The sequence below is a fragment of the Hamadaea sp. NPDC051192 genome, assembly GCF_040682475.1.
Classification (GTDB): domain Bacteria; phylum Actinomycetota; class Actinomycetes; order Mycobacteriales; family Micromonosporaceae; genus Hamadaea; species Hamadaea flava.
This window is the reverse complement of sequence record NZ_JBFBAZ010000062.1, coordinates 22171-46067: the sequence shown is the minus strand read 5'-3', so window position 1 is coordinate 46067 and position 23897 is coordinate 22171. Positions and strand designations below refer to the sequence as shown.

The window sequence follows — 23897 nt, the reverse complement described above, 5'->3', positions numbered from 1 at the left end:
GGCTGTGCCCACGACGATCTCCACTGGCGCGCGTACGCCGGAGGTGGCCGCGACGGAGAGCCGGTTCAGGTACTCGGGATCCTCCAGACGGGACAGTCCTGGCTGGGCGCCGACCGCTTCGTAGAGCCGGTCCCGGGCGACGATCCCGGCGCGCCGATCCAGCTCCAGCACCAGGTACGCACGTACGGGGGTGGCGGCCCAGGCGACGACTCCGGCGAGTGCGACTCCGGCGATCGGCCCCAGCGCCGCACGCCCGGCGGCGATCGCGTCGAGCGTGTCGCGCAGCAGGACGGCCGACACGACCGGCAGCCCGGCCGAACCGATCAGGACCAGCACGATTCCGGCCAGCTGCGCCGGTCCGGCCGACCACACCAGGGCGGCCGCCGAGCGCAGGTTCACGCGACCCGGGCCGGGCGGGGCACCCCGGCCAGATCGTGACCGGACATCACGACCGTGCCGTCCGCCGCGATCAGGAACACCGCCGGATACGCGTCCACCCCGAACGTGCCCGTCAGCTCGTCACCCGTACGCGCGACGACGACATGCGCCAGACCGTCGAAGGCGGCGACCTCCTCGGCCACCTTCGCCGGATCCTCGTTGTCGTCGACCACCACGGCCAGCACCCGGCGTGGACCCGCCTCCCGGGCGTACGCGAGCACCTCCGGCAGCAGCTCCTGGCAGGGCGGACAGCTGGGGGACAGGAACGCGACCAGCCCGGTGTCGTCGAAGCGGCCGCTGAACGACGCGACGCGGTCGCCGGGTCGGCGTTGCTGCCGGTCGACCGGCCCCGTCGCCGCTCGCACTGTGGTGAGGACGCCTGGCGTACGCAGCCGCCGTGCCATGGCCAGGATCAGCAGCAGGTTGAGCAGGCTGAGCAGCCCGACCAGAACAAGTCCCGCGATCAGAAAGCCCACCCGCGGCACGCTAGGCGGCGGCGGTACAGGGGCGGATACATATGGCGTACATGCTCCGTGTGCGTGCTTGAATGGGACGATGGCAGAGCCAGAGCACCGGTCTCCAGCAGACAACGAGCGGTCGCTCGCGGACCGTGTGCCGCCGTCGCTCGTGTTCCGGTGGGCGGTCGCCGCCACCGCTGGCGCGTTCGCCGTCGCTGCCGTGGTGCTGGGGCTCTACACCGTCCGCAAGATCCTCGTGCTGGTGCTGATCGCGTTGTTCGTCGCGGTCAGCCTCGACCCGGCCGTGCGCTGGATGGTACGCAAGGGGCTGCGCCGCAGCTGGGCGGTCAGCATCGTGATCCTGGTCCTGATCGCGCTGTTCGGCCTGTTCGTCTGGTCGATCGTGCCGCCGGTCGTCGACCAGAGCGGAACCTTGCTGAAGAATCTGCCCAACTACGTGCAGACCTGGTCGGACAAGTCGAAGGCGATCAAGGAGGTCACCGATCGATACAACTTGACCGACCGGTTGACCTCGCTCGCGGGCGAGCTGCCCGGAAAGGTGGCCAACGGCGCGCTCGGCTTCGTCCAGGCGCTGTTCGGCACGGTGGCCGCCGGGCTGACCGTGCTCGTGCTGTCGATCTACTTCATGGCCGACATGCCCCGCCTCCAGCGCGGGATCGTGCGTCTGTTCCCAGTCGCGCATCGCAGGCACGGCGCGCACATCGTCACCGTCGTCGTGGACAAGGTCGGCGGCTACATGATCGGCAACATCGTCATCTCGCTGATCGCCGGCGTGGCCGCCTTCATCTGCCTGCAAGCCGTCGGCGTCCCGTACGCCGTCCCGCTGGCCGTCACGGTCGCCATCACCGACCTCATCCCGATGATCGGCGCGACCCTCGGCGCGGTGATCGGCGTCGGGGTGTCGCTGCTGACCGTCGGGATCTGGCCGCGCTCGATCATCGTGCTGATCTTCTTCATCGCGTACCAGCAGTTCGAGAACTATGTGATCCAGCCCCGGGTGATGCGCAACGCCGTCGACCTGTCGGCGGTGGCCGTGCTGGTCGTGGCGCTCATCGGCGGAGCCGTGCTCGGCCTGGTCGGCGCGCTCATGGCGATCCCGATCGCGGCCGCCGTCAAAGTCGTCCTGACCCCGATGGTCCCCGCCGACGACGTGGAAGATACCGGGGGCGGCGACGCCGACGACCCCGGGGACGCCGACGGGGAGCAGCCCGCGGCCGCCTAGCCGTTCCGCGTCACTGACCGATGCGGCCGTCGATGCGTTCGCGGAGCAGGTCGACGTGGCCCATGTGGCGGGCGTACTCCTCGACCATGCCGACCACGACGTCGCGCAGCGACAGCGAACCGCCGCCGCTGCCGTGCTTGTTATCAGGATCGTCGGCGACGATGTCGAGGCTCGGCGCCTCGGCGAGGAATCGGGTGGAGAACTCGACCTCCGCTCGCCAGGCCGCCCACGCCTCGGCGACGACCTGCGGGTCGGCGACCGCGCCGTCGAAGTCCCCGTCCCGGTTCGTTTCCGAGCAATACAGCTTGGGCACGTCCTGGCGGGCCATCAGCACGCGGAAGGTCGCGCGCTCGACCTCGGCCAGATGGCGTACGAGGCCCAGCAGCGACATCGTCGACGGTTCGACCGAGCGCCGGGCCATCTGCTCCGCGTCCAGGCCTTCGCACTTCATCTCCAGTGTGAGACGTTGGCAGCGCAGCGCTTCCGCGAGGGTGGCGCGTTCGTCGCCCATCGTGGGGCTGTGCTCGCGGGGATCGTCGTCGGAGGGGCGGCCGTCCTCGGTGAACATGTCGGCTCGCCGGGTTGTGGTGGTCATGTCGCCATCCTGGTCACGGCTTTGTGCGTATAACAAGGGAATTAACCGAGACGCAGCGCGGCATTGACCAGGCCGACGTGACTGAAGGCCTGGGGCGTGTTGCCGAGGTGGCGGCCCACGACGGGGTCGTACTCCTCGGCGAGGATGCCCAGGTCGTTGCGGAGCGTGAGCAGCCGTTCGAACAGGTCCACCGCCTCGCGGCCGCGGCCGATCCCGGACAGCGCCTCGGCGAGCCAGAACGTGCAGGCGATGAACGCGCCTTCGGAGCCGGGCAGGCCGTCCACGCCGCCGTCGGCGCGTGGGTCGTAGCGCAGCAGGAAGCCGTCGTGGCTCAGCTCGCGCTGCAGCGCCTCGACGGTGCCCGCGATCCGGGGGTCGTCCCAGGGCAGGAAGCCGACGCGGGGCAGGAGCAGCAGCGCGGCGTCCAGCCCGCGCGAGCCGTAGAACTGGGTGAACGTGTTGCGGTCGGCGTCGAAGCCGCGCTCGCAGACCTCGGCGTGCACGTCCTCGCGCGCGGCCCGCCAGCGGTCGGCGTCGCCGGGCAGCCCGAATTTCTCCACGGCCTGCACCGCGCGGTCGAAGCCGGTCCAGGCCATCACCTTCGAGTGCACGAAGTGCCGCCGGTCGCCCCGGACCTCCCAGAGCCCGTTGTCGGGCTCGTCCCAGTGGCTCTCGAGGTAGTCCAGCAACGCCCGCTGCAGGTCCCAGGCCTCGTCGGTCGCGCCCATGCCGACCGCGCGCGACTGGTGCAGCCCGTCGAGGACCTCGCCCCACACGTCGAGCTGGAACTGGCCGGAGGCCGCGTTGCCGACCCGGACGGGGGACGACTGCTCGTAGCCGGGCAGCCAGTCCAAGGTGTACTCGGTGAGCCGCCGCGTGCCGTCGATGCCGTACATGATCTGCAGATCGGCCGGGTCGCCGGCGGCCGCCCGCAGCAGCCACTCGCGCCAGGCCTTGGCCTCGGCCACGAAACCCGTGCCGAGCAACGCCTGCAGGGTGAACGTGGCGTCCCGCAGCCAGCAGTAGCGGTAGTCCCAGTTGCGGGGACCGCCGGGCTGCTCGGGCAGCGACGTCGTGGCCGCCGCCAGAATGCCGCCCGTGGGCGCGTAGGTGAGCGCCTTGAGCAGGATCAGCGACCGGCGTACCGGCTCCGGCCAGCGGCCCTCGTAGCGGAACCTGGTCATCCAGTCCGCCCAGAACTGCTCGGTGTCGGCCAGCGCCTGATCCGGGTCGACGTGCTTGGGCTTCGGCTCGTGCGACGGCCGATAGGTCAGCACGAACGGCACCCGCTGACCGGCCGACACCGTGAACTCGGCGTAGCTGGTGAACTCCTCGCCGTAGACCTCGATGGGGGTGCTCAGCCAGGCCGCGTCCGGTCCGGCGACCGCCGCCAGCTGGCCGCCGATGTGGCGTACCCAGGGCACGATGCGGCCGTAGTCGAACCGCAGCCGCAGCGCCATCCGCATCGGGACGCTGCCGCTGAGGCCTTCGACGACGCGCACGATGTCGGCGGCCTCACCCCGGGGCGGCATGAAGTCGACGACCCGGACGGTGCCCTGGGCGGACTCCCACTCCGACTCCAGGATCAACGAGTCGCCGCGGTAGCGCCGTCGCGTCGCCGGACCGCCATCGGCGGGCGCCAGCTGCCAGAACCCGGCCTCCGGACCGCCGAGCAGCGCGGCGAAGCACGCGGGAGCGTCGAACCGGGGCAGGCACAGCCAGTCGACCGAACCGTCGCGCCCGACGAGCGCGCCGGTGTGCAGGTCCCCGATGAGCCCGTAATCCTCGATACGCTGCGGCATGCTCCCCTGATCCCGGTTCTCCGGCCGGATGCCGCGGCATCCGGCATGTCCTAGTGTCACGGCCTATCATGCCGGACGCCTCGTGTCTGCATGTTTCGGGCATAAAGGGCAACGCAGGTTAGCGCGGCGGCGTGGCAGGGTAGCAGTCGACCGGACAGCCCCCCGGCGACTGGAAGGACCGCATGCCCGACTCGCCCGACCGCCCCCTCGTGGACCGGCGTCGCCTGCTGATCGACGGCCCGTTCGGCTCGGCGGACCTGGAGCCGATCCGGCGGCAGCTCGACGACGAATGCGCCCGTTGGGGCGTACCGCCGCGCACCCGGTCGGTGCTCGCCCTCGTCGCGACCGAACTCGTCGCGAACATCGTCGTGCACTGCGACGGCGACGGCCGCCTGCAGGTCGCGATGTACCGCGGGCGGCTGGTCTGTCAGGCGTTCGACCGGGGACCGGGCATTCCGCGCAGCCACCGGGCCGGCTGGCGGCCGCCCTCGCCGTCGGCTCCGAGCGGCCGCGGGCTGTGGCTCGCCCGCGTCTTCTCCGACCGGTTCGCGGTCGACTCCAGCCCGCTCGGCACGACCGTCACCGCCATGATCGAGGTACGCCCGCCCGGCCCGCCCGACGACCCGCTCGACGAGACCCTGGACGCGTACGACGACCGGTGAAACATTGATCAGACCACGTTAGGGTGAAGCGATGTTGAGCGTCGAGATCTCCGGCGATGCCGCCATCACCAGGGTCGCCCTGGCCGGCGAGCTCGACCTGGAATCGAAGGCGCTGCTCGCGCAGGCCGTGCGCGAAGCGCCCGCCGAGGTCGTGGAACTCGACCTGGCCGCACTGACCTACTGCGACTCAGCCGGCATCGGCGCGCTGGTCTCGGCGCAACGCCAAGCGGGCGAGGACGGCCGGGCCCTCTACGTCGTCAACGTACGCGGCATGGTCCAGACGATCCTGCAGGTGTCCGGCGTGCTCACCGAGCTGACCCGGCGCGCCTGAGTCAGACCTGCTCGACCGGGCACCACCAGGTCGTCCGTGTGCCCACCACGCCGACCTGCAACGCCGCTCCGCAGCGCGGACAGACGCCCCCGGCCCGCCGAGCGGGAAAGAACGACAGCGTATGCACACCGCCGTCGGCCAGGCTGTCGGCGACCGATTCGCGTACGCCGTCGTAGAGCCGGTCGACGTCGTCGTCGGTCAACTCGTCGACCGGCCGGGACGGGCGGATCCGGGCAGCCCACAGCGCCTGATCGGCCAGCAGATTGCCGACTCCGGCCAGCGCCTCCTGATCCAGCAGGCGGGCCTTGACCGCGATCGTCCCCCGGCTCATCGCCGACTGGAACTCCGGGCGGGTGACGACGGCGGCGTCCGGGCCGAGTTTCTCGACCGGCGGATCGAGGCGTACGCGGCCCAGCCGGCGCGGGTCGATCAGCGCCAGGTAACCGCCGTCGGCGAAGGTCAGCCGAAACCGGGCGAACCGCAGATCACCAGGTTTGCGACCGCGTTCCCAGTAGTCGCCGCCGTCCACCTCGGACCCCCGCCGGTCGGCGACCACGATCTTGCCCGACATCCCCAGATGGAAGCCCAGCAGTGGACCCGGCTTACGCGTACGCCCGACGCCCGTGGTCTCGCACCACATGCTCTTGCCGCGCCGATGGACCGCCGACAGCCGCCGGCCCAGCAACGCCGACCGGATCTCCCCCGGCGTATGCGGCCGGCACACGTAGGTGTCGGAGTCGTCGACCTCGGCGATCACCCGGCCGAGCGCGTACCGGTCGATGACCTGGCGGGCGGACTCGACCTCCGGCAATTCCGGCATGCCGACCAAACTAGTGGATGCCGCGCTGGTTCCGTGCTGGATCAGGGATCCAAGTCGAATCTTGACCCAAGATTCGACCCGGATCCCTGATCCAGCGCCAACGCCTAACCGGCGGACAACGTCAGTTGCGGCCGGGTTCGAACCGTCGTAGCGCGAACCGCGCCGCCACCAGCAACACCGCGATCTGCAGGACCAGCACCAGCACCGCGCGCCACCAGTTGAACGCGGTCGGGGCCCAGATCGCCTCCGGGAACGGGAACCCGACCAGGTTGGTCGTGGCGGCCCCGGCGGCGAACCCCCACCGGGACGGGTCGATCGTCGAGATGATCTCCAGCGCCTTCTGGCCGGTGATCTCGAACAGACCACCCGACAGAACCAGCTGGAACATGACGCTGACGACCAGGATCGGCGTCGTCTGCTCCGTCGTGCGTACCAACGCGCTGGCCAGCAGGCCGATCGAGGTCGACGCGACCGCGACCAGCGTGGCCGCCAGGGTGATCTCGATCATCGGATCGCCGAACACCAACGCCGCAGGAGGCTTGGGCCGGCCGAACATCGCCAGGTAGACGAAGATCGCGCACTGGATCGCGTCGATGACCAGGAAGACGACGACCTTCGACAGCAGGTAGGCGGTGGGGGACAGGCCGATCGCCCGTTCGCGGCGGTAGATCGACTGTTCGTTGACGATCTCCCGGATCGCGACCGCCACGCCCATGAACGCCGCGCCGATCACGAACACGACGATGAGCCGCTGCCCCTCCAGCGCGAACCCCTCCGGGTCCGCGCTCAGCCCCTTGTCACCCGGCACCGCCCGGCTCAGCACCGCCAGCGCCAACGGCAATCCCAGCAAGAACGCGGCGTACCCCCGGTCCGAGGCGATCACCGCCAGCATCCGCCAGCACAGCGTCACGAAAGCCCGCAGCGGCGCGCGCGGATGCCGCGCACGATCCTTCATGGACAGATCTTGTACGCCGGTAGGACTGGCCTGCGCCGGTTTGCTGGCATCGGCGAACCGGGTCGTCTCGGCCTCCGGCGCGCCCGCCTGCCGGGGCACCGGCGGATCGGCCACGACGGCGACGGGTTCCACTTCGGCGGGCTCGGCCTCGACGGGCTCCTCCACCGCGGCAGCGGCCACTGTCACCAGTTCCTTGCGCGCGTCGCCGACGCGGGCCAGTTCCTCCGCCACCTCACCGATGTAGCGGCGGTAGATCTCGGAGTTGCGGAACTCCTGCGCCCAGCGCCGCGGCTCGTTGGTGACCTTGTGGAAGACGTCGGCGTAGTCCTCGGCGCCGAAGAACGGCAGCACCTCGTCCGGCGGGCCGAAGAAGCCCATGTGGCCGCCCATGCACATGACCATGACGCGGTCGCAGATGTCCAGATGCAGCACGCTGTGCGTGACCACGACGACGGTACGCCCACGGTCGGCCAGCAGCCGCAGCTCCCGCATGACCTCCTTGTCCAGGGCCGGGTCCAGGCCCGAGGTCGGCTCGTCGAGGGCCAGCAGCGACGGCTCGGTCAGCAGCTCCAGCGCGACCGAGGTGCGCTTGCGCTGGCCGCCGGACAGCGTGTCGATGCGCTGCTTGGCCCGCTCGCTCAGGCCCAGCAGCTCCAGCACCTCGCCGACGCGCTCCTTGCGCTGCTTGCGCGGCACGTCGTCGGCGAACCGCAGGGAGGCGGAGAAGCGCAGCGCCCGCTGCACGGACAGCTGCCGGTGCAGCACGTCGTCCTGCGGCACCATGCCGATGCGGTGGCGCAGCTCGGAATAGTGCTCGTACAGGTCACGCCCGTCGTAGAGCAGCCCGCCGCGCGACGGCTTCTGGAAGCCGGTCATCGCCTTGACCAGAGTGGACTTGCCGCAGCCGCTCGGCCCGATGATGCCGAGCAGAGTGCCCTGCTGCAACGCGAAGCTGACATCGTCCAGCAATGTCGCCTTGCCGACATCCACCGTGATGTCGTCCGCCACGAAGGAGGTCGGTCCCTGGTCGTCGTGCTGGTACAGCCGGGACCCGTCGTACAGGAACTCGTGCCGGCCGACGGTGAACCGGTCGCCCGGCTTGAGATCGCCCTTCTGCACGCGCCGTCCATTGTGGTGGACACCGTTGGTGCTCCCCAGGTCCACCAGCTGATGACCAGCGCCGACGCGTCTGATCTCCGCGTGCGAGCCGGAGACCCACAGGTCCGGCAGCACGATGTCGTTACCCGGATCGCGACCGATCCGGATTCTGCCCTTGTCGTCTAGCACTGCCACCGGTGTGAGGGCGTCGGTGCCGTCCTGGCCGCTCGAAGTCACCGGCCTATCATGCCGAAGCCGTCAAGTCGGCGTGCTGCCCGGTCGGTCCGGCTCGACGCGGCGTCAGCCGCAAGGACCGGGCTCGACCGGAACAATAGGCACAGTCGGTCGGCTCGAAGCGGCGTCGGGGCTCGACCGGAACGGTGTGCGCGACCGGCCCGGCTCCCCGCGGCGTGGCACGCCGTGAGAACCGGGCTCGATCGGAGATGGACGACTCCGTCAGGCGTCGCGCCGCGTCCGCGTACGCAGGAAGAAGCCGATCAGGACCGCCGCGATCAGGCACAAGGCGGCGTTGACCGCGATGGCGGTCGTGACCGCGCCCAGCATCGCGCCGGAACCGGTGCGACTGCCCAGCGAACCGGCGACGACCGCGGACATGACCGGGATGCCGAGCGTGATGCCGACCTGCTGGCTCATCGTCGTCAGACCGGTGGCCAGACCCTGCTCGGCGTTCGGCAGTCCGGACGTGGCGGTGACCATGAAGCCGACGATGGCGACCAGGTTGGCGACGCCGCCGAGGAAGGTCGCCGGCAGCAGCAGGCCGATCCAGCTGGGCTCCGAACCCAGGAACACCAGCGGGATCGTGGCGGCGGCCTGCACCAGCAACGCGGCCACGATGCCGGTCTTGGCGCCGACCCGGCCGATGATCCGCGGGCCGAGCAGTCCGCCGGTGACGGTGCCCGCGCCGAGCACCGAGAACGCCAGCCCGGCGGCCAGCGGCGAGTAGCCGAGCACATCCTGCAGGTACAGGGTCAGCAGGAAGACCAGCGACGTCTCGGTGGCGAAGGCCAGCAGCCCGGCGACGTTGCCCCAGGCCACTGTCGGCCGCCGCAGCACCGCGACCGGCACGAGCGGCTGGCGGTGCCGGCGTTCGATCGCCCAGAACGCGGCCAGCAAGGCGACCGCGGCCGCGAGCGAGCCGACCACCTGCGGATCACCCCAGGACGTCTGCCCGGCGGTGGTCAACCCGTACACCAAGGCCAGCAGTCCGAGCGTGACCGTCACCGCGCCGGACAAGTCGAGCGACGGCCGCACCGCCGGGCGGCTCTCCGGCAGGACGCGCAGGGCGATCGGCAGCACCACGACGGCCACGACCACGTTGATGAAGAACGCCCACCGCCAGCTGAGCAGGTCGGTCACGACCCCGCCGAGGATCGCGCCGGTGGTGAACCCGGCGGCGGTGAGCGCGCCGTTGAGACCCAGCGCCTTGTCCCGGCGCGGCCCTTCGCCGAACGACGTCGTCAGCAGCGACAACGCGGCCGGGGTGACGGCGGCGGTCGCCAGGCCCTGCAACGCCCGCGCTGTCAGCAGTACGCCCGGCGTGGTGGCCAGCCCCCCGGCCAGCGACGAGAGGCCCAGCAGCGCCATCCCGCCCAGGAACAGCCGACGCCGCCCGAACAGGTCGGCGATGCGCCCGAACAGCAGCGTGAACCCGGCGGCGCACAGTGCGAAGGCGGTCGCGATCCACTGCAAGGCGTGCAGCGGCAGGCCGACGTCCGCGCCGATCACCGGCAGCGCGACGTTGAGGATCGAGAAGTCGACGGCGAGGGTGAATCCGGCCGTCAGCAGGACGAGCAGGGTGAGCCGGTCTCGCCGGCCCAGCGCCGCCGTGCCGGTCTGCGCGGCCGGGGCCGCCGTGTCCGCTTGCGCGGCTGGGGCCGCGGTGTCCGCTGGCACGGCCGGGGCCGTCGTGTGGATCTGGTCGATGACCGCCATGGCGATCGTGTCCTTCCGCAGTGATGATCGGGATGCGCTTCACTCTGCGGCGGACCAAAGAGCCCGTGCCAGACCGCGGTCTGGCTGGTCAGCGGCTGCCTATCACTGACAGGGACAGGCAGCGCCCGCCATCGCGAGGCACACTGTGATCATGAGCAGCGAAACGACCGGCACCGACCTCGGCGAGTTCCTCCGCAGCCGCCGCGCCCGGCTGTCCCCGCAGGACGTCGGCCTGGCCTCGTACGGCGCTCGCCGGGTGCCGGGCCTGCGCCGCGAGGAACTCGCCCAGCTCGCCGGGGTCAGCCTCACCTACTACACGCGGCTGGAGCAGGGGCAGAGCGCCAACGCCTCGGAGTCGGTGATCGACGCGATCGGCCGGGCGCTCAACCTGTCCGACGACGAACGCGCTCACCTGCACAATCTGGCCCGCCCGCGGCCCGGCCGGCGTCCCCGGCCGCCGCGCCCGCAGACCGCCCGGTCTGGCGTACGCCAGTTGGTGGCCGCGATGACCGGCGTCCCGGCCGTCGTCATGGACCGGCGCAGCGACGTGCTCGCCTGGAACCGGCTCGGCCATCTGCTGCTGGCCGGGCACTACGACTTCGACGCGCCCGACCGGATCGCCGATCGGCCCAACCTGACCCGCATGCTGTTCTGCGACCCGCACACCGCCGACCTCTATCCACGATGGAAGGAGGAGGCCGCCCGCGCGGTCGCCTCGCTGCGGCTGGTCACCGGCACCTATCCCGACGACCGGGAGCTGGCCGAACTGGTCGGCGAGCTGTCGGTGAAGAGCCGGGAATTCGCCGGGCTGTGGTCCCGGCAGTCGGTGCAGAACTGCATGACCGGCACCAAGCAGTTCCGGCATCCCGAGGTCGGCCCGCTCGAGCTGGACTTCGAACTGCTGCACCTGCCCGACGGCAACGGCAGCCGCATCATCACCTACACCGCCGCCCCCGGTACGCCGTCGGACGCCGCACTGCGCCTGCTGGCGGCCACGGCGCCCGCTCAGCCCGCCCCGGGTTCCCAGAGCCCGTCGGTGTCCCCGGCGTCGACCCGGTCCCGGTAGACGTCGATCTTGTGATCGATGGCGGCGAGGTTCTGCCGCAGCTCGTCCAGCTGAGCGGCGACCTCGGCGCGGTGCGACTCCAGCAGCGCCAGCCGTTCCTTCTCGTTGCCCCGCCCGGCGGCCACGAGCTCGGCGTACCGGCGGATGGTGCGGATGGGCATGCCGGTGGCGCGCAACCGGGTGCAGATCGTGATCCAGTCCAGGTCGATCTGCTGGTAGCGCCGCCGCCCGGTGGCGGTTCGCCCGACCGTGACGACCAGCCCGGCGCGTTCGTAGTACCGCAGCGTGTGCACGCTGACCCCGGTACGCCGCGCCGCCTCGGCGATGGTCAGGCCCTTGACTTCGAGCACGCTCGCAATTCTAGCCTCGTGATCATGACAACCACCCTGATCACGGGCGGGACCAAGGGCCTCGGCCACGAGACCGCCCGCCGCCTGAAGGACGCCGGCCACACCGTCTACATCGGAAGCCGCGACGCCGCGCGCGGTGACCTGACGGCTCGGCGGCTCGGCGTACGCGCCGTCCAGCTCGACGTCACCGACGACGCCTCCGTCGCGGCCGCCGCCCAGCGCATCGCCGCCGACGGGGGACTGGACGTGCTGGTCAACAACGCCGGAACCCAGGTCGAGATGCACGACGGCGGCATCGTCGGCGCGGACGGCCTCACCGCCGAGATGATGCGCCAGACGTTCGAGACCAACGTCTTCGGCCCGGTACGCGTCCTGCACGCGTTCCTGCCGCTGCTGCTGCGTTCGGCCGCCCCCGTCGTCGTCAACGTCAGCAGCGGCCTGGCCTCGTTGACCCGCGTCACCGCGCCCGGCACTCCGGCGTACGCCTATCCCGGGGTGGCGTATCCGGCGTCGAAGACCGCCCTGAACATGGTCACCGTGCAGTACGCCAAGGCGTACCCGGGGATCCGGATCAACGCCGTCGAACCGGGCTTCACCAAGACCGACCTCAACGGCAACACCGGCCATCAGACGGTGGCGCAGGGCGCCGAGATCATCGTGCGGATGGCCTGCCTGGGACCGGACGGCCCCACCGGCGGCTACGTCGACGTCAACGGCACCCTGCCCTGGTGAACCGGCACGGTGACGGAACGGGCCGCGATCGCCTTCGCCACGCGCTCGGCGTCGCGGCCCGCGCCCTGGACCATGCCGGAGGAGAACGCGTACTGGAAGTGCAGGCCGGTGAAATAGAGCCCGGGGACCTCCGGCACGACGCCACGCTCGTGCCGGGGTTCGTCGCCGTCGAGCACCGGCAGGTTCACCCACGAGAAGCCCGGCTCGTAGCCGGTGCACCACACGACGTTGTCGGCGGCGATCACCTGTCCGTCGGCGAGCACGGGCAGGCCGTCCTGCACGCCGGTCATCTTCGGCGCCCGGATCACCTCGGCCGCCGCCAGCTCGGACGGCCGGGTCCTGATCAGCGGCCCGCCGCCGGCGCGGGCGGCGGCCCGAGCCTTGCGGCCGATCGGCGTCGCCACCGTCAGCAGCCGGTGGAAGACCAGCCGGAGCACGATCCGGCTCAGCAGCAGCCGGCTCGGCAGCCCGGCGATCCGGAACGGCAGGTGCCCGGTGTCGCGGCCGGCGAGCACGACCTCGTGCGTACGCGCGAGTTCGATCCCGATCTCGGCGCCGGAGTTGCCCGCCCCGACGACCAGGACGGTGCCGGGCTGGAGCTGCCCCGGGTTGCGGTACGCGATCGAGTGCAGCTGGGTGATGCCCGGATGCAGCTCGGCGGCGTACGCGGGCAGCTTCGGCCGCTGCTGGTTGCCCATGGCGACGACGACGTTGTCGGCGGCGAACTGGCGTGCGCCCGCGTCGACGAGGAAGCCGTCGCCGTTACGCGACAAAGCGTCGACCCGTACGCCGGTCTGCACGTCCAGCTGGAATCGTTCGGCGTACGCCTGAAGGTAGTCGGCCATCTGATCCTTGGTCGGGAAGGCGAATCCGGGGCCAGGGAAGGCCATGCCCGGCAGCCCGTCGTAGCGGGCCGGGGTGAACAGCCGCAGTGAGTCCCAGCGCCGCCGCCAGACTTCGCCGACCTCGTCGTGCTCGTCCAGGATGAGGCACGATCGGCCCAGTTTCCGCAGGTGGTAACCGGTAGCCAGACCCGCCTGGCCGGCTCCGATGATCAGCGTCTCGACATGGTTCGTACTCATGCCTCGACGCTATGAGCGACCCCGGTACGCGCGCTTCGGCAGAATCCCGCACTCACTGCGGGAATCGTATGGGGGATTTCCCGCACCCTATGGGTCGATCAACCGCTGCTGGAAGGCGTACGCCGTGGCAGCCGCCCGCGACGACACGCCGATCTTGGTGAAGACGTTGCTGAGGTGCCGTTCGACCGTCTTCTCGGACAACGACAGCTCCCGGGCGATGGCGCTGTTGGTCCGCCCGGTCGCCACCAGCCGCAGCACCTGCAGCTCACGGGCGGTCAAGCCGTGCGACGGCGGGACGGGGACCCGCCCGAGGCCGGCCACCCGCGCCCGGTCCGGGCGTGCGCCGAGCTGGGCGAAGACCGCGTCCGCCGCCGCCAGTTCCAGGGCGGCCGTGTCCTCGTCGCCCAACGCCCGGCAGGCCAGCGCGATCAGGACCCGCGCGCGGGCCCCCTCGTAGGGCACGTCGAGGTCGCGCCAGAGCCGGGCGGCCGAGCGCAGCTCGGAGAGCGCGGCCGCCGGGTTCTCCTCGGCGAGCAGCACCGCTCCGCGCGCGTGATGGGCCTGGGCGCGCAGCGCCGGAGCCGCGAACTGATCAGCGATCGCCGCCAGCTCGGTCGCCGCCGCCACGGCGCTCGCCACGTCGTCGGCGGCCAGTTCGACCTCGACCTGGGCCGGCAGCAGGCGTATGCGGCGCAGGCGGTCCGTGGTCTCGCCGAGGGCCCGCCGCAGCGCCGACCGTGCGGCGGCCGGGTCGCCCTGGGCGAGCCGCAGCAACGCCAGCCCCGGGCACAGCTCGTGGCCCCATTCACCGGCCGCCCGGTACGCCTGCTCGGCCGCCGCGTAGTTGCCCCACCGGCGCAGCACCTCCGCCTGCTGATAGCGCGCGCCGCCGCTGGAGGCCACCTCGGGCGACCGGGACAGGCGATCACAGGCGCGCTCGGCCTCCTCGACCGCCCCTGGCCAGTCGCCGTGCAGCTGGCGCAGCTCCGCGCGGTGCACCAGGCATCGTCCGGAGAACACGATCAGGTTGTGCTGCTGGTCCAGCCAGCCGGTCAGCGCGTCGGTCCACTCCTGCGCCCGGCGGATCTCGGCCATCTCGCTGAAGATCGAGATGACGACGCAGTAGACGGTCCCGGCGGCGATCGGCGAGATCTCGCGGCTCACGACGGCGAGCATCGCCTCGTCGAGGACCGGCACCGCCTCCGCCGCCTGGCCGAGTTTGACCAGGGCGCCGCCGCACTGGGTCAGCGCCAGACCGTGCACGTCCGGATCACCCGTGCGGCGGCCGATCTCCATCGCCTGCCGGGCGAAGGCAGCCCCCTGCTCGAAGTCACCCGCCGTGTTGCTGCGGAAGGCGTACGCCGCCAGCACCAGCCCACGTTCGGCACAGTCGGCCGGCTCGGCGGCCAGTAGCGACTCGGCTCGCGCCAGCCAGCCGCTCGCCTGGCCGATCTCACGCTGGTTGCCCAGCGCGAACGACGCCCAGAACGCGGCGCGGGCCGCCTGGCGCGGGTGCTGCTCCCGGACTTCCCACTCGTACGCCTGCCGCAGCGCGTCCACGCAGACGGGCAGCTCACCCCGCAGGTACGCGGCCGTGGCGAGCAGGGACAGGTCGTCGGGGCGCAGCGGACCCGCTTCGGCGGCCCGGGACAGCAGCGCGTAGCAGTCGGCCCAGGCATGCTCCTGTGCGGCAGTCCGGCCCGCGGCGAGGTCGGGGCTCGGATCGGCCTGCTCGATCGCCGCCACGCAGCCTCCACACCCGACGCCGGAAAAGAGTCCTCGCAGCTGAAGGATACGTCCGGCGGCCGCCGTGCGGAGGCTGCGACGGCCGCCGGAGGTGCTATTCGGCGACCGGCGGCACCGTGATCTCGCGCTTGAGGATCTTGCCCGTCGCCGTCTTCGGCAGCTCGTCGACGATCCAGACATGCCGCGGATACTTGTACGCAGCCAGCTGCCCCTTGACGTGTTCGCGCAGCTCGTCCGGGGTGGCCGTGGCGCCTGGCCGCAGCACGACGACCGCCACGACCTCTTCGCCGTGCGTACGGTGCGGCATGCCCAGCACCGCCGCCTCGGCGACGGCCGGATGCTCGTAGAGGACTTCCTCGACCTCCCGGGGGTAGACGTTGAAGCCACCCCGGATGACCATGTCCTTGGCCCGGTCGACGATCGAGTAGTAGCCGTCGGCGTCGCGGCGGCCCAGGTCGCCGGAGAGGAACCAGCCGTCCACGATGGCCTCGGCGGTCTCCTCCGGACGCTGCCAGTAGCCCTTCATGATGTTGTGGCCGCGGATGGCGATCTCGCCGACCTCCCCGTCGCCGAGGTCATGGCGTACGCCGTCCTCCCCGGGCGGGCCGACCACCTTCATCTCGACCCCGGCGATCGGGGTGCCGATCGTGCCGGCCTTGCGGGGCCGGTCCGGGTGGTTGAAGCAGGCCACCGGCGAGGTCTCCGACAGGCCGTAGCCCTCCAGGATCGCCACGCCGAACCGGGCCTCGAACCGGTGCAGCAGCTCGACCGGCAGCGCCGCCCCGCCGGAGACGCAGATCCGCAGGTCCGGCAGCTCGACGCCGCTGTCCGCGGCGGCCTGCAACAGCGCGCCGTACATGGTCGGCACGCCCGCGAAGACGGTGGCGTGCTCGGTCGCGAGCAGACCCAGCGCGGCCTTCGGTTCGAACCGGGCGATGAGCACCAGGGTCGCGCCGACGGCCACGGCCGTGTTGAGCGCGACGGTCTGGCCGAACGAGTGGAACAGCGGCAGCCCGCCGAAAACGACGTCGGCAGGGCCGAGGCCGAGCAGCGTACGCGCGGTGACGTCGACGTTGCGGCTCAGGTTGTCGTGGGTCAGCTCGGCGCCCTTGGGCCGCCCCGTCGTCCCCGAGGTGTACAGGATGACGGCCGTGTCGTCCCCGGCGCGCTCGGCGACCTCCGCCACCGGGTCGTAGGTGGACAGTTCGCGGGCGAACCGCTCCGGCTCGATGATCAGGCTGACGCTGTCGGCCCGGTGCGCGCCCTGGGCCGCCTCGTCGGCGAAGGTGTGCCAGGTGAACATCCCGGAAGCGCCCGAGTCATCGAGGTAGTAGTCGATCTCGCGGGCCTTGAGCAGCGGGTTCATCGGCACGACGACCGCGCCGGCGCGCAGGATGCCGTAGTACAGCACCGCGAACTCGGGCACGTTCGGCAGCATCAGGCCGACCCGGTCGCCCGGCTGGACGCCGGTGAGGCGCAGGTAGCCGGCGACCCGGGCGGCGGCGTCGTCCAGCTCGGCGAAGGTGAGCGTGCGGTCGGCGAGCTTCACGGCGATCTGGTCGGGGACCTTCGCGGCCGACGCGGTCAGGTTCTCGGCGAGGTTGGTCATGCGGGCTCCTCCTTCACTCGCCGCCGGTGATCGCGCGCGCGATCGTCTCGGCCGGCTTCGGATCGGTCAGGATCGTGTAGTGGTTGCAGTCGGGGATCAGCTGCGACGTCAGCGAGGTCGCCGCCGTCCAATGATCGACCACCGGCTGGGGGAGCAGTCCCGGTTCCTGGCCGAACATGCCGCGCGGCGCGTACAGCAGGGTCGCCGGGATCGTCAGGGCGGCCAGGTCGTCGCCGAACGACGCCGCGTGCACCACCAGGTCGCGGCCGTCGGTGTAGACCGCCTCCGGGTTGACCCGCGAGCGGATCGCGCCGGGCTCGCCCACGGCGTCATAGCGCACGTACGCGGTCAGGTCGTCGTTCCAGGCCGCGCTGAGCGCCGGGTGCTGCTGGAAGAACTCGAGGTACGCCTGCTCGGACGGGTACGTCGTCTTCAGCCGGGCGATGGCCGGCCCGACGGTCGCCTCCAGCACGGCGTCCGGGTCGACGCCCACCGGGACCGGCAACGGCAGCCCGCCGTCGACCAGCACCAATCTGGTGAACAGCTCTGGGGTGCGCACCGCCGCCCGGAGCGCCGCGTACGCGCCCAGCGATTGACCGGCCAGCACCATCGGCGTACCGAAATGGGAAGCGACGACGGCCAGATCCGCCGCGTGCTGGTCGATGCCGAACGGACCGGGGGCGTGGTCGCTGCCCCCGCGGCCCCGCAGGTCGACCGCGAGCAGGCTCCAGCCGGCGGGCAGCGCGCGGGCGACCGCGGCGAACGACATGGCCGAAGCGGTGATGCCGTGCGCGGCCACGACGACGTTGTCGCCGCCGCCGAAGCGCAGTACGCGCAACGCCCCGGCCGAGCCGGGCAGTGCGATGTCGAGAGGCTGCATATCAGCGTTCCTTTTCTGCAGGAGTGGAGTCTGCCGGGGAGGCGTCTGCGGAGGTCGCGCCGACGACGCGCAGCGCGAAGTCGGCGTAGGACTGGGCGATCTGTTCGCGGCGGTACGGCTGATCCGGCCCGAACCAGCTGGCCACCCGGACGCCCATGGCGCTGACAGCCGCCGTGGCCAGGTACGCGTCGGGCACCTGGAACACCCCGGCGTCGATGCCGCGCTGGACGACGCCGAGGGCGAGCTGCTGGGTCTGTTCGCGTAGCGCCAGCGACGGGGCGGCCTGCGCGGGGGACAGCGCGTGCAGCTCGGCGTTGGCCACCAGGGCCAGCAGCGGAAAGTCGGTGTGCACGTAGACGTGCGCGGTCACGAGTGCGCGCAGTTGCTCGGCCGGTCCGGCCGGGGCGTCGAGGACGGCCTGCTGGAGACGCTCGTGCATGGCCTGGTGGCCGAGCAGCACCAGCTCGGCCAGGATGTGCTCCTTGGACGGGTAGTGCGCGTAGAGCGTCGCCGAGTTGATCCCGGCGGCCGACCCGAGGTCGCGGATCGACGTGCCGTGGAAGCCCAGCTCGGCGAACAGCTGCAGGCCGCCCAGCAGGATGCGGCCGCGCGTGCCGCCGGGCGTCACGCCCTCGGGCAGCTCGACCTTGACGGCGCTGAGCCGACGCGGCTCCCAGCGCGGGGTGGTGGCCATCTCTGCGCTCCCAAACTCCGTACCGATCGATTGGTTGACATCTTGCCAAACCTGGGGCCATAGTGCTGCCAACCAATCGATTGGTAGATGGTAATCGAGAGGAAGGCGCCCATGTCAACCCCGTCCCTGGCCGCGCCCACCCGGTCCCGGCTCAGCTCCCGCACCCTCCGCCTGACCCTTGCCCTGCTGCTGAGCCTGCTCGGCGTCGTGGTCGTGTCCCCGGCCGCGCACGCGGCGAGCGGCTCCTACTTCGCCGGCGCGTACGTCAGCTTGTTCGGCTCTCGCGACTACCACGGCTACGTGCCGTCGGCGTACCGGGCGGGCACTCCCATGCCGCTGCTGGTCGCGCTGCACGGCTGCACCGAGAACGACGTCGGCTTCGACCTGCTGTCCGGCTGGAGCGCCGAAGCCGAACGACGCGGCTTCATCGTGGTGTTCCCCGACCAGAACAACCTGGCCAACCCGGCCGGCTGCTGGAACTGGACGCTGCCCACCAACCAGCATCGTGGCTGGGGCGAACCGGCCATCATCGCCGGGATCACCAACCGGATGAAGTCGGCCTACACCGTCGACCCCAAGCGGATCTTCGTCACCGGTGTCTCGGCGGGCGGCGTGATGGCCAACATCATGGCCGTCACCTATCCCGACTTGTACGCCTCCGCGGCGATCCTCGCCGGCTGCGAATACGAGTGCGACATCCTGCAACTGCGTACGCCGGAACAGGCCGGTCTCGACGCGCTGGCCGAGATGGGCAGCCGGGCCCGGCCGGTACCCGTCGTCATCTGGCAGGGCACGGCCGACATCGTCGTCCCGCCGTCGACGGCGTACCGGATCGCCGGGCAGTGGACCACCGTGGGACACACCGACAACGTGGCCGACGCCGTCCAGTACGCCCAGGTGCCCGGCGGCCGCACCTACACGCATCTGACCTACCGCACCGCGTCCGGCCAGTCCCTCGTCGAGCAGTACATGATCGACGGCGCCGGGCACGCGTACCCGGGCGGATGCGCGTGCAGCCTCTACGGCGACCCCGCCGGACCAGACGCCACCGGGATCAGCTGGGACTTCTTCCTGGCCCACCCCAAGCCCTGACGATCACCCGTCGGCCGGACACCGATCGGCGGCGGCCCGGCTCACCCGGTCGGGCCGCCGCCACACCGCACGGCTGGTTCGCGGCGTCCGATGTGTAAACAATGTGGCCAGTGCGGGTGACCGTGTCCGGCTGACCGCCGGACGCGCTCCCACCCACCGCCGACGAGGAGAACCCGGACGGCGAGCCGATCGAGCCGATTCCATGCCGGACAGTGGCGGCCACCGCTGTTAGAAACCGGTCATGGACGGCTTTCGTGACCCGGTCCGCATCGACACCGGTAACCAGCGGATCGACGCCATGGACTTCTTGCGGCACCCTGACCTGGGTGAACTGCTCGCAGTGCTCGGTCCGTCGCAGGGCATCCGGCTCTACAGCCCGGACGGGCGGCAGGCCGGGATCCTCGGCGCGGACGGCGCGGACGCCTTCTATGACCTGGCCCATGTGCCCCGGCACGGGGACTGGCCGCTCATCGCCGCGGTCGGCGGCGGCGGGACCGTGTCGGTCTTCGACCCGCTGACCGGCGACCGGGTCCAGCTGCCCGTGCCGGGCCAGGCGCGGCTGCACTCCGTCGACGCGCTGCTCGGCAAGGACGGCCCGATCATCGCCGCCGGGAGCACCTCGGGACAGCTCTACCTCTGGCACCTCGGGCTCGACGGCCAGTGGACGGTCAGCAAACCCCTCTCGCATCCGCGTCCGGTGCGGGCGATCAAGGTCCTGCGTCAAGAGGGCCGACTGGCGGTCGCCCACGGCGGCGGCATCACCGTCTGGGACCTGCATGATCCGGCCCAGCTCGAACACTCGCTGTTCGGCGAGGGCGAGGACAAGCAGCTCGCCGTCATCTACGACGGCCACCTGCGTCCCCGCATCGCCAGCGCGTCCCAGCGCGGCATCCAGCTGTGGGACCCGTCCACCGAAACCGGCTCCGCCGAACCGCCGGCGCCCGGCGCGGCCGGGCCGGACGACCGCCGGGTCCGAGCGGGCCGCCAGCTCGGCCGCCGGTTCGCGATCCGGCAGACGAACGCGGCCATCACCGCCGTGGTCGGCCCCGACGGGGAGGCGGCGCTGGCCACCACCGACGGCCGTAATGTCGTCATCTGGGACCCGGCCGCCGCGCAGCCCAGCGCCGAACTGCCCGGACAACGCGGGTCCATCACCACGCTGGCCAAGATGCTGGCGCGGGACGGCTCGATGATGCTCGCGGCGGGGGACGACGAAGGCGAGATCGTCATCTGGCGGCAGGACCCCGTCAGCTTCACCGCCCGCGAATGGCTGCAAGGCAACTGGGTCAACGCCATCATTCCGACCAAGGGCGAGCAGACCCCGGGCGGCGCCCGGCCGCGCGTGGCGGTGGCCTCCGACGACGGCAAGGTCGGCCTATGGCTGCTGTCGTCCCAGGACTCCGATCCCTCGTTCACGCTGTGGCACCGCACCAACGGGCACACGACCCAGGTACAGGCCATCGCCGAGGCCGGGCCCTACGAGTTCGTCTCCGGTGACGAGGACGGCTTCCTGCGCTACTTCTCCGTCGAGGAAGGCAAGCCCGCGCCGACGGAGGACACCGTGCTGCCCGTGCCCAGCGGACTCGGCCGCATCCGCGCCATGACGCAGTTCGACCACCAAGGCGTACGCCACGTCGTCGCGGCCGGCGACGGCGGCGAGCCGACCATCTGGCAGGTGCCGTCCGGTGTGCTCACCAAGGTCGCGACGTTGACCGGGGCCACCGAGGCGCTCGTGCGGTCCGCCGTCATGGTGCACGCACCCGGCCAGCCCGGTACCCCACCGGACGCCTCGCCGCTGCTGGCGCTCAGCCACTCCGACCGCCGCGTCAGCCTGTGGAACCTCAGCCAGCTGCCCGAGCCGAGGAAGCTCGGCGAGCTGCCCCTGCCCGTCCAGGCCCGAGCATTGACCGCGCTGCCGTCGCCGGACGGCGTCATCCTCGTCGCGGGCTGCGACGACGGCACCATCCACTACTGGAGGACGACGACCCGCCGTAACGGCGTGGCCGCCGCGTTGTCGCCCGGCCAATGGGTCCACCGGGTCCTGCCCGGCGACAGCCGCCCGCACAACGGGCCGATCGCCGCCCTCGCCGCGATCCCGCCGACCGGGCAGGACAACGAGACCTGGCTGCTGGCCAGCGGCGGCGCCGATCACCGCATCCGGCTCTGGAACCTGGGCGGCGACAAGGTCGCCCTCTCCGACGTCCCGGCCCACACCAACTGGGTACGCACCCTGCAGGCGCTGCCTGGCGGCGAACTGGTCAGCGGCGGCGACGACGGGTTCATCCGGCTCTGGAGCATCGACGACAGTGAGCTGATTCCGACCCGCAACAATCTGCTGATCCGGGGGTTCGCCGACCGGCCCGCCGAGGCCGACCTGCTGGACCGCACCGACATGGTCGCCGTGCTCGCCGACCTGTTGCAGCCCAACGTCAAACCGAGCGGCGCCCACGACACCCACGGACCTCAGGTCGTCACGATCGAAGGCAACTGGGGGTCGGGGAAGACCTCGTTCATGCGGCTGCTGCGGGAACAGCTCGAAGCCGGCCCGCCACCGGGTCAGCCGCCTGCGGCGGACACTGTGGAGGAACCCGTGGCCGCCGCCCAGCGGCAGCGGCCAGAGGTCCCGCAGCGCGACGGGGACGCCCCGAAGGCCGAGCGCGAGATGTCGCCGTGGGAGGCGTACCGGATTCTGCGGGCCGAACCCGCGCCGTTGCCCGCCGACCGGCCGGACCGCCAGATCGGGGAGCGGACCGAGCGCCGCAATCCCACCAAGACCGTCACCGCCTGGTTCAACCCGTGGATCTCGCAGTCGGCCAACCAGGTGTGGTCGGGCCTCGTCTGGGAGATCGTCGCGGTCGCCGGGCCCCTGCTGGCCGAGGGCCGCCAAGCTCAGCAGGCGTACTGGCTGCGGCACAACCTCGACCGCGTCGACCAGTCGGCGCTGCGTACGCGGCTGGTCACCGCCATCCTGCGACCCGCCGCGCTGCTGCTGACCGCGTACCTGCTGCCGGTGTTGTCGATGGCGACCATCGCCCGGCTCAACGGGACGCCGATCAAACCCGCCTACCAGGCCGCGATCCTGATCGTCTTCGGGCTGTTCGTGCTGATCGGCCTCGGCACGGTCGGCTGGCGCGCGAGATACGGGCGAGCGTCGGCGTACCTGCCCGCCCAGCTGCTGGACAGCCCGGTCCCACGGACCGCTGTCGGCGTCGACCGGCTGGCCACCGACCTCACCTATCCGACCGAGGCCGGCGAACTCTACTGGGCGCAACGCGACGTCCAGCACCTGTCGGCCCACCTCGCCTCCCGCGACTATCAGCTCGTGGTCTTCATCGACGACCTCGACCGGTGCAACGGCCGGCTCACCGCCGAGATCTTCGAAGCCGTCAGCGGCTTCCTCGCCACCCGCGACCCCGGCCCCTGGGGCGTGCCGAAGTTCGTCCTCGGCCTCGACCCCGTCCTGGTCGCCCGCGATCTGGCGGCGCTCAAACAAGAACAGAACCACGGAGTCGGGCCGGGCCGGCTGGGGTCGATGGAAGGGGACGCCGGCTGGGGAATGCTCTACAAGATCTCCCAGCTGCCGGTCGTCCTGCCGATCACCCGGGACTTCCACGTCTTCCGGTTGCTACGGCGGCACACCCCGCCGGTCGCGCCGAGCGCCCAGACCCCACAGCCGGCGAGCGACGTCGTCGTCGGACGTACCAGCGGCGAGAGCACCGACGGTGCGGTGGGCGTACCAGTGAAAGAGCTGTTGCCCGCGTCGCGGCCGGCGACCCTCCCGGCCCGCGCCCAGCAGGCCCGCGACCGGTTCCTGGAGGGCGACCCGGCGATCCAGACACACCTGCAGGAACTGATGCGCCTGCGCCCGCGCCAGACGATGCGGGAGACCAAACGCCTGCTCACGCTGTGGGGCTTCTATGTACGCGTGCTGCAGAGGCGACTCGGCAGCGAGGCGCTGGCGACCACCCAGGCGGCCTGCGACGTGATGACCCTGGCCGAGATCGTCGCGCGCTGGCCGGCGTTCGTGCCTGCCCTGACCCGGGTCTTCGACAAGGACCGGACCGGCCTGTCGCGGGCCTTCCACGCGGCCGGGACCGCCGAGTGGACGACCGTGGAGACCGATTTGCGGCTGACCGAGTTTCCCGACGCCGAGCTGCACGGTCTCCGCCAGCTGCTGCGCGAGAAGGCCAACCACCGGGTCATCGAGTACGCCTACTACTTGCTGTAAGCGTGCGCATAGTCGATCAGTTTCGGAGAAGCCACCGCACCGGCACCCTCCCTAGCCTTAGGT

Annotated in this window: 19 protein-coding genes and 1 pseudogene; 7 read left to right on the top strand and 13 right to left on the bottom strand. The window is 71.4% G+C overall.

The features are described 5' to 3' along the window. Both AB0M47_RS24665 and AB0M47_RS24660 read right to left on the bottom strand, forming a co-directional pair. A pseudogene (locus AB0M47_RS24665) lies at positions 1 to 399 on the bottom strand (hypothetical protein); the annotation flags it as partial. Next, a complete protein-coding gene (locus tag AB0M47_RS24660; protein WP_363418080.1) occupies positions 396 to 914 on the bottom strand; it encodes a TlpA disulfide reductase family protein in 519 nt (172 codons plus the stop codon). The pseudogene AB0M47_RS24665 and the gene AB0M47_RS24660, both read right to left, overlap by 4 nt. Before the next feature lie 79 nt (positions 915 to 993). Between AB0M47_RS24660 and AB0M47_RS24655 the strand changes: the two genes are divergently transcribed. Beyond that, positions 994 to 2139: an AI-2E family transporter gene (locus tag AB0M47_RS24655; protein ID WP_363418078.1), complete on the top strand. Its 1146-nt coding sequence runs from the start codon at positions 994 to 996 to the stop codon at positions 2137 to 2139. 10 nt (positions 2140 to 2149) lie between these two features. On the opposite strand, the gene AB0M47_RS24650 is transcribed toward AB0M47_RS24655, so the two are convergent. Together AB0M47_RS24650 and AB0M47_RS24645 are read right to left on the bottom strand one after the other, a co-directional pair. Continuing rightward, a complete protein-coding gene (locus AB0M47_RS24650; protein WP_363418076.1) occupies positions 2150 to 2734 on the bottom strand; it encodes a DinB family protein in 585 nt (194 codons plus the stop codon). A 41-nt stretch (positions 2735 to 2775) separates the two neighbouring features. Continuing rightward, positions 2776 to 4536 carry a glycoside hydrolase family 15 protein gene (locus tag AB0M47_RS24645; RefSeq protein WP_363418074.1) on the bottom strand — a complete coding sequence of 587 codons (1761 nt, stop codon included), beginning with the start codon at positions 4534 to 4536 and terminating at the stop codon, positions 2776 to 2778. Positions 4537 to 4718: 182 nt separating this feature from the next. On the opposite strand from AB0M47_RS24645, the gene AB0M47_RS24640 reads away from it, so the two are divergent. Beyond that, positions 4719 to 5198, top strand: a complete 480-nt coding sequence (locus AB0M47_RS24640) for an ATP-binding protein (RefSeq protein WP_363418072.1) — start codon at positions 4719 to 4721, stop codon at positions 5196 to 5198. 31 nt (positions 5199 to 5229) lie between these two features. Further along, positions 5230 to 5529, top strand: a complete 300-nt coding sequence (locus AB0M47_RS24635; protein WP_363418070.1) for an STAS domain-containing protein — start codon at positions 5230 to 5232, stop codon at positions 5527 to 5529. Between the two features lies 1 nt (position 5530). On the opposite strand, the gene AB0M47_RS24630 is transcribed toward AB0M47_RS24635, so the two are convergent. The 3 genes from AB0M47_RS24630 to AB0M47_RS24620 all read right to left on the bottom strand — a co-directional run bounded on the left by AB0M47_RS24630 (position 5531) and on the right by AB0M47_RS24620 (position 10355). Next, entirely contained in the window at positions 5531 to 6349 is an 819-nt protein-coding gene (locus tag AB0M47_RS24630; RefSeq protein WP_363418068.1) for a DNA-formamidopyrimidine glycosylase family protein, read from the bottom strand. A 121-nt stretch (positions 6350 to 6470) separates the two neighbouring features. Beyond that, entirely contained in the window at positions 6471 to 8639 is a 2169-nt protein-coding gene (locus tag AB0M47_RS24625; RefSeq protein WP_363418065.1) for an ATP-binding cassette domain-containing protein, read from the bottom strand. Positions 8640 to 8858: 219 nt separating this feature from the next. After that, positions 8859 to 10355 (bottom strand): MFS transporter, encoded by a 1497-nt coding sequence (locus tag AB0M47_RS24620; protein WP_363418062.1) that lies wholly within the window; start codon positions 10353 to 10355, stop codon positions 8859 to 8861. A 151-nt stretch (positions 10356 to 10506) separates the two neighbouring features. On the opposite strand from AB0M47_RS24620, the gene AB0M47_RS24615 reads away from it, so the two are divergent. Next, positions 10507 to 11421 carry a helix-turn-helix transcriptional regulator gene (locus tag AB0M47_RS24615; RefSeq protein WP_363418059.1) on the top strand — a complete coding sequence of 305 codons (915 nt, stop codon included), beginning with the start codon at positions 10507 to 10509 and terminating at the stop codon, positions 11419 to 11421. On the opposite strand, the gene AB0M47_RS24610 is transcribed toward AB0M47_RS24615, so the two are convergent. Continuing rightward, entirely contained in the window at positions 11361 to 11771 is a 411-nt protein-coding gene (locus AB0M47_RS24610) for a MerR family transcriptional regulator (RefSeq protein WP_363418056.1), read from the bottom strand. The genes AB0M47_RS24615 and AB0M47_RS24610 overlap by 61 nt on opposite strands. A gap of 24 nt (positions 11772 to 11795) precedes the next feature. Here AB0M47_RS24610 and AB0M47_RS24605 point away from each other — a divergent pair, with 24 nt between their 5' ends. Continuing rightward, positions 11796 to 12503, top strand: coding sequence for an SDR family NAD(P)-dependent oxidoreductase (locus AB0M47_RS24605; protein ID WP_363418053.1), 708 nt, complete (start codon positions 11796 to 11798; stop codon positions 12501 to 12503). Here the strand turns inward: AB0M47_RS24605 and AB0M47_RS24600 are convergent. The 5 genes from AB0M47_RS24600 to AB0M47_RS24580 all read right to left on the bottom strand — a co-directional run bounded on the left by AB0M47_RS24600 (position 12470) and on the right by AB0M47_RS24580 (position 18514). Then, positions 12470 to 13585 carry an NAD(P)/FAD-dependent oxidoreductase gene (locus AB0M47_RS24600; RefSeq protein ID WP_363418051.1) on the bottom strand — a complete coding sequence of 372 codons (1116 nt, stop codon included), beginning with the start codon at positions 13583 to 13585 and terminating at the stop codon, positions 12470 to 12472. The genes AB0M47_RS24605 and AB0M47_RS24600 overlap by 34 nt on opposite strands. An 87-nt stretch (positions 13586 to 13672) precedes the next feature. Continuing rightward, the gene (locus AB0M47_RS24595; RefSeq protein ID WP_363418048.1) at positions 13673 to 15331 is read right to left on the bottom strand and encodes a response regulator transcription factor; all 1659 of its coding nucleotides are present in this window, start codon (positions 15329 to 15331) and stop codon (positions 13673 to 13675) included. Between the two features lie 94 nt (positions 15332 to 15425). After that, entirely contained in the window at positions 15426 to 16940 is a 1515-nt protein-coding gene (locus AB0M47_RS24590; RefSeq protein ID WP_363418045.1) for a long-chain fatty acid--CoA ligase, read from the bottom strand. A gap of 13 nt (positions 16941 to 16953) precedes the next feature. Further along, on the bottom strand, positions 16954 to 17820 hold the full coding sequence (locus tag AB0M47_RS24585; RefSeq protein ID WP_363418042.1) for an alpha/beta hydrolase: 867 nt from the start codon (positions 17818 to 17820) through the stop codon (positions 16954 to 16956). A gap of 1 nt (position 17821) precedes the next feature. After that, positions 17822 to 18514: a TetR/AcrR family transcriptional regulator gene (locus tag AB0M47_RS24580; protein ID WP_363418039.1), complete on the bottom strand. Its 693-nt coding sequence runs from the start codon at positions 18512 to 18514 to the stop codon at positions 17822 to 17824. A gap of 111 nt (positions 18515 to 18625) precedes the next feature. Between AB0M47_RS24580 and AB0M47_RS24575 the strand changes: the two genes are divergently transcribed. Beyond that, positions 18626 to 19606: a PHB depolymerase family esterase gene (locus tag AB0M47_RS24575; protein ID WP_363418036.1), complete on the top strand. Its 981-nt coding sequence runs from the start codon at positions 18626 to 18628 to the stop codon at positions 19604 to 19606. A 241-nt stretch (positions 19607 to 19847) separates the two neighbouring features. Then, complete coding sequence (locus tag AB0M47_RS24570; RefSeq protein WP_363418033.1) at positions 19848 to 23834, top strand: P-loop NTPase fold protein; 3987 nt, start codon at positions 19848 to 19850, stop codon at positions 23832 to 23834. Positions 23835 to 23897: the final 63 nt, after the last annotated feature.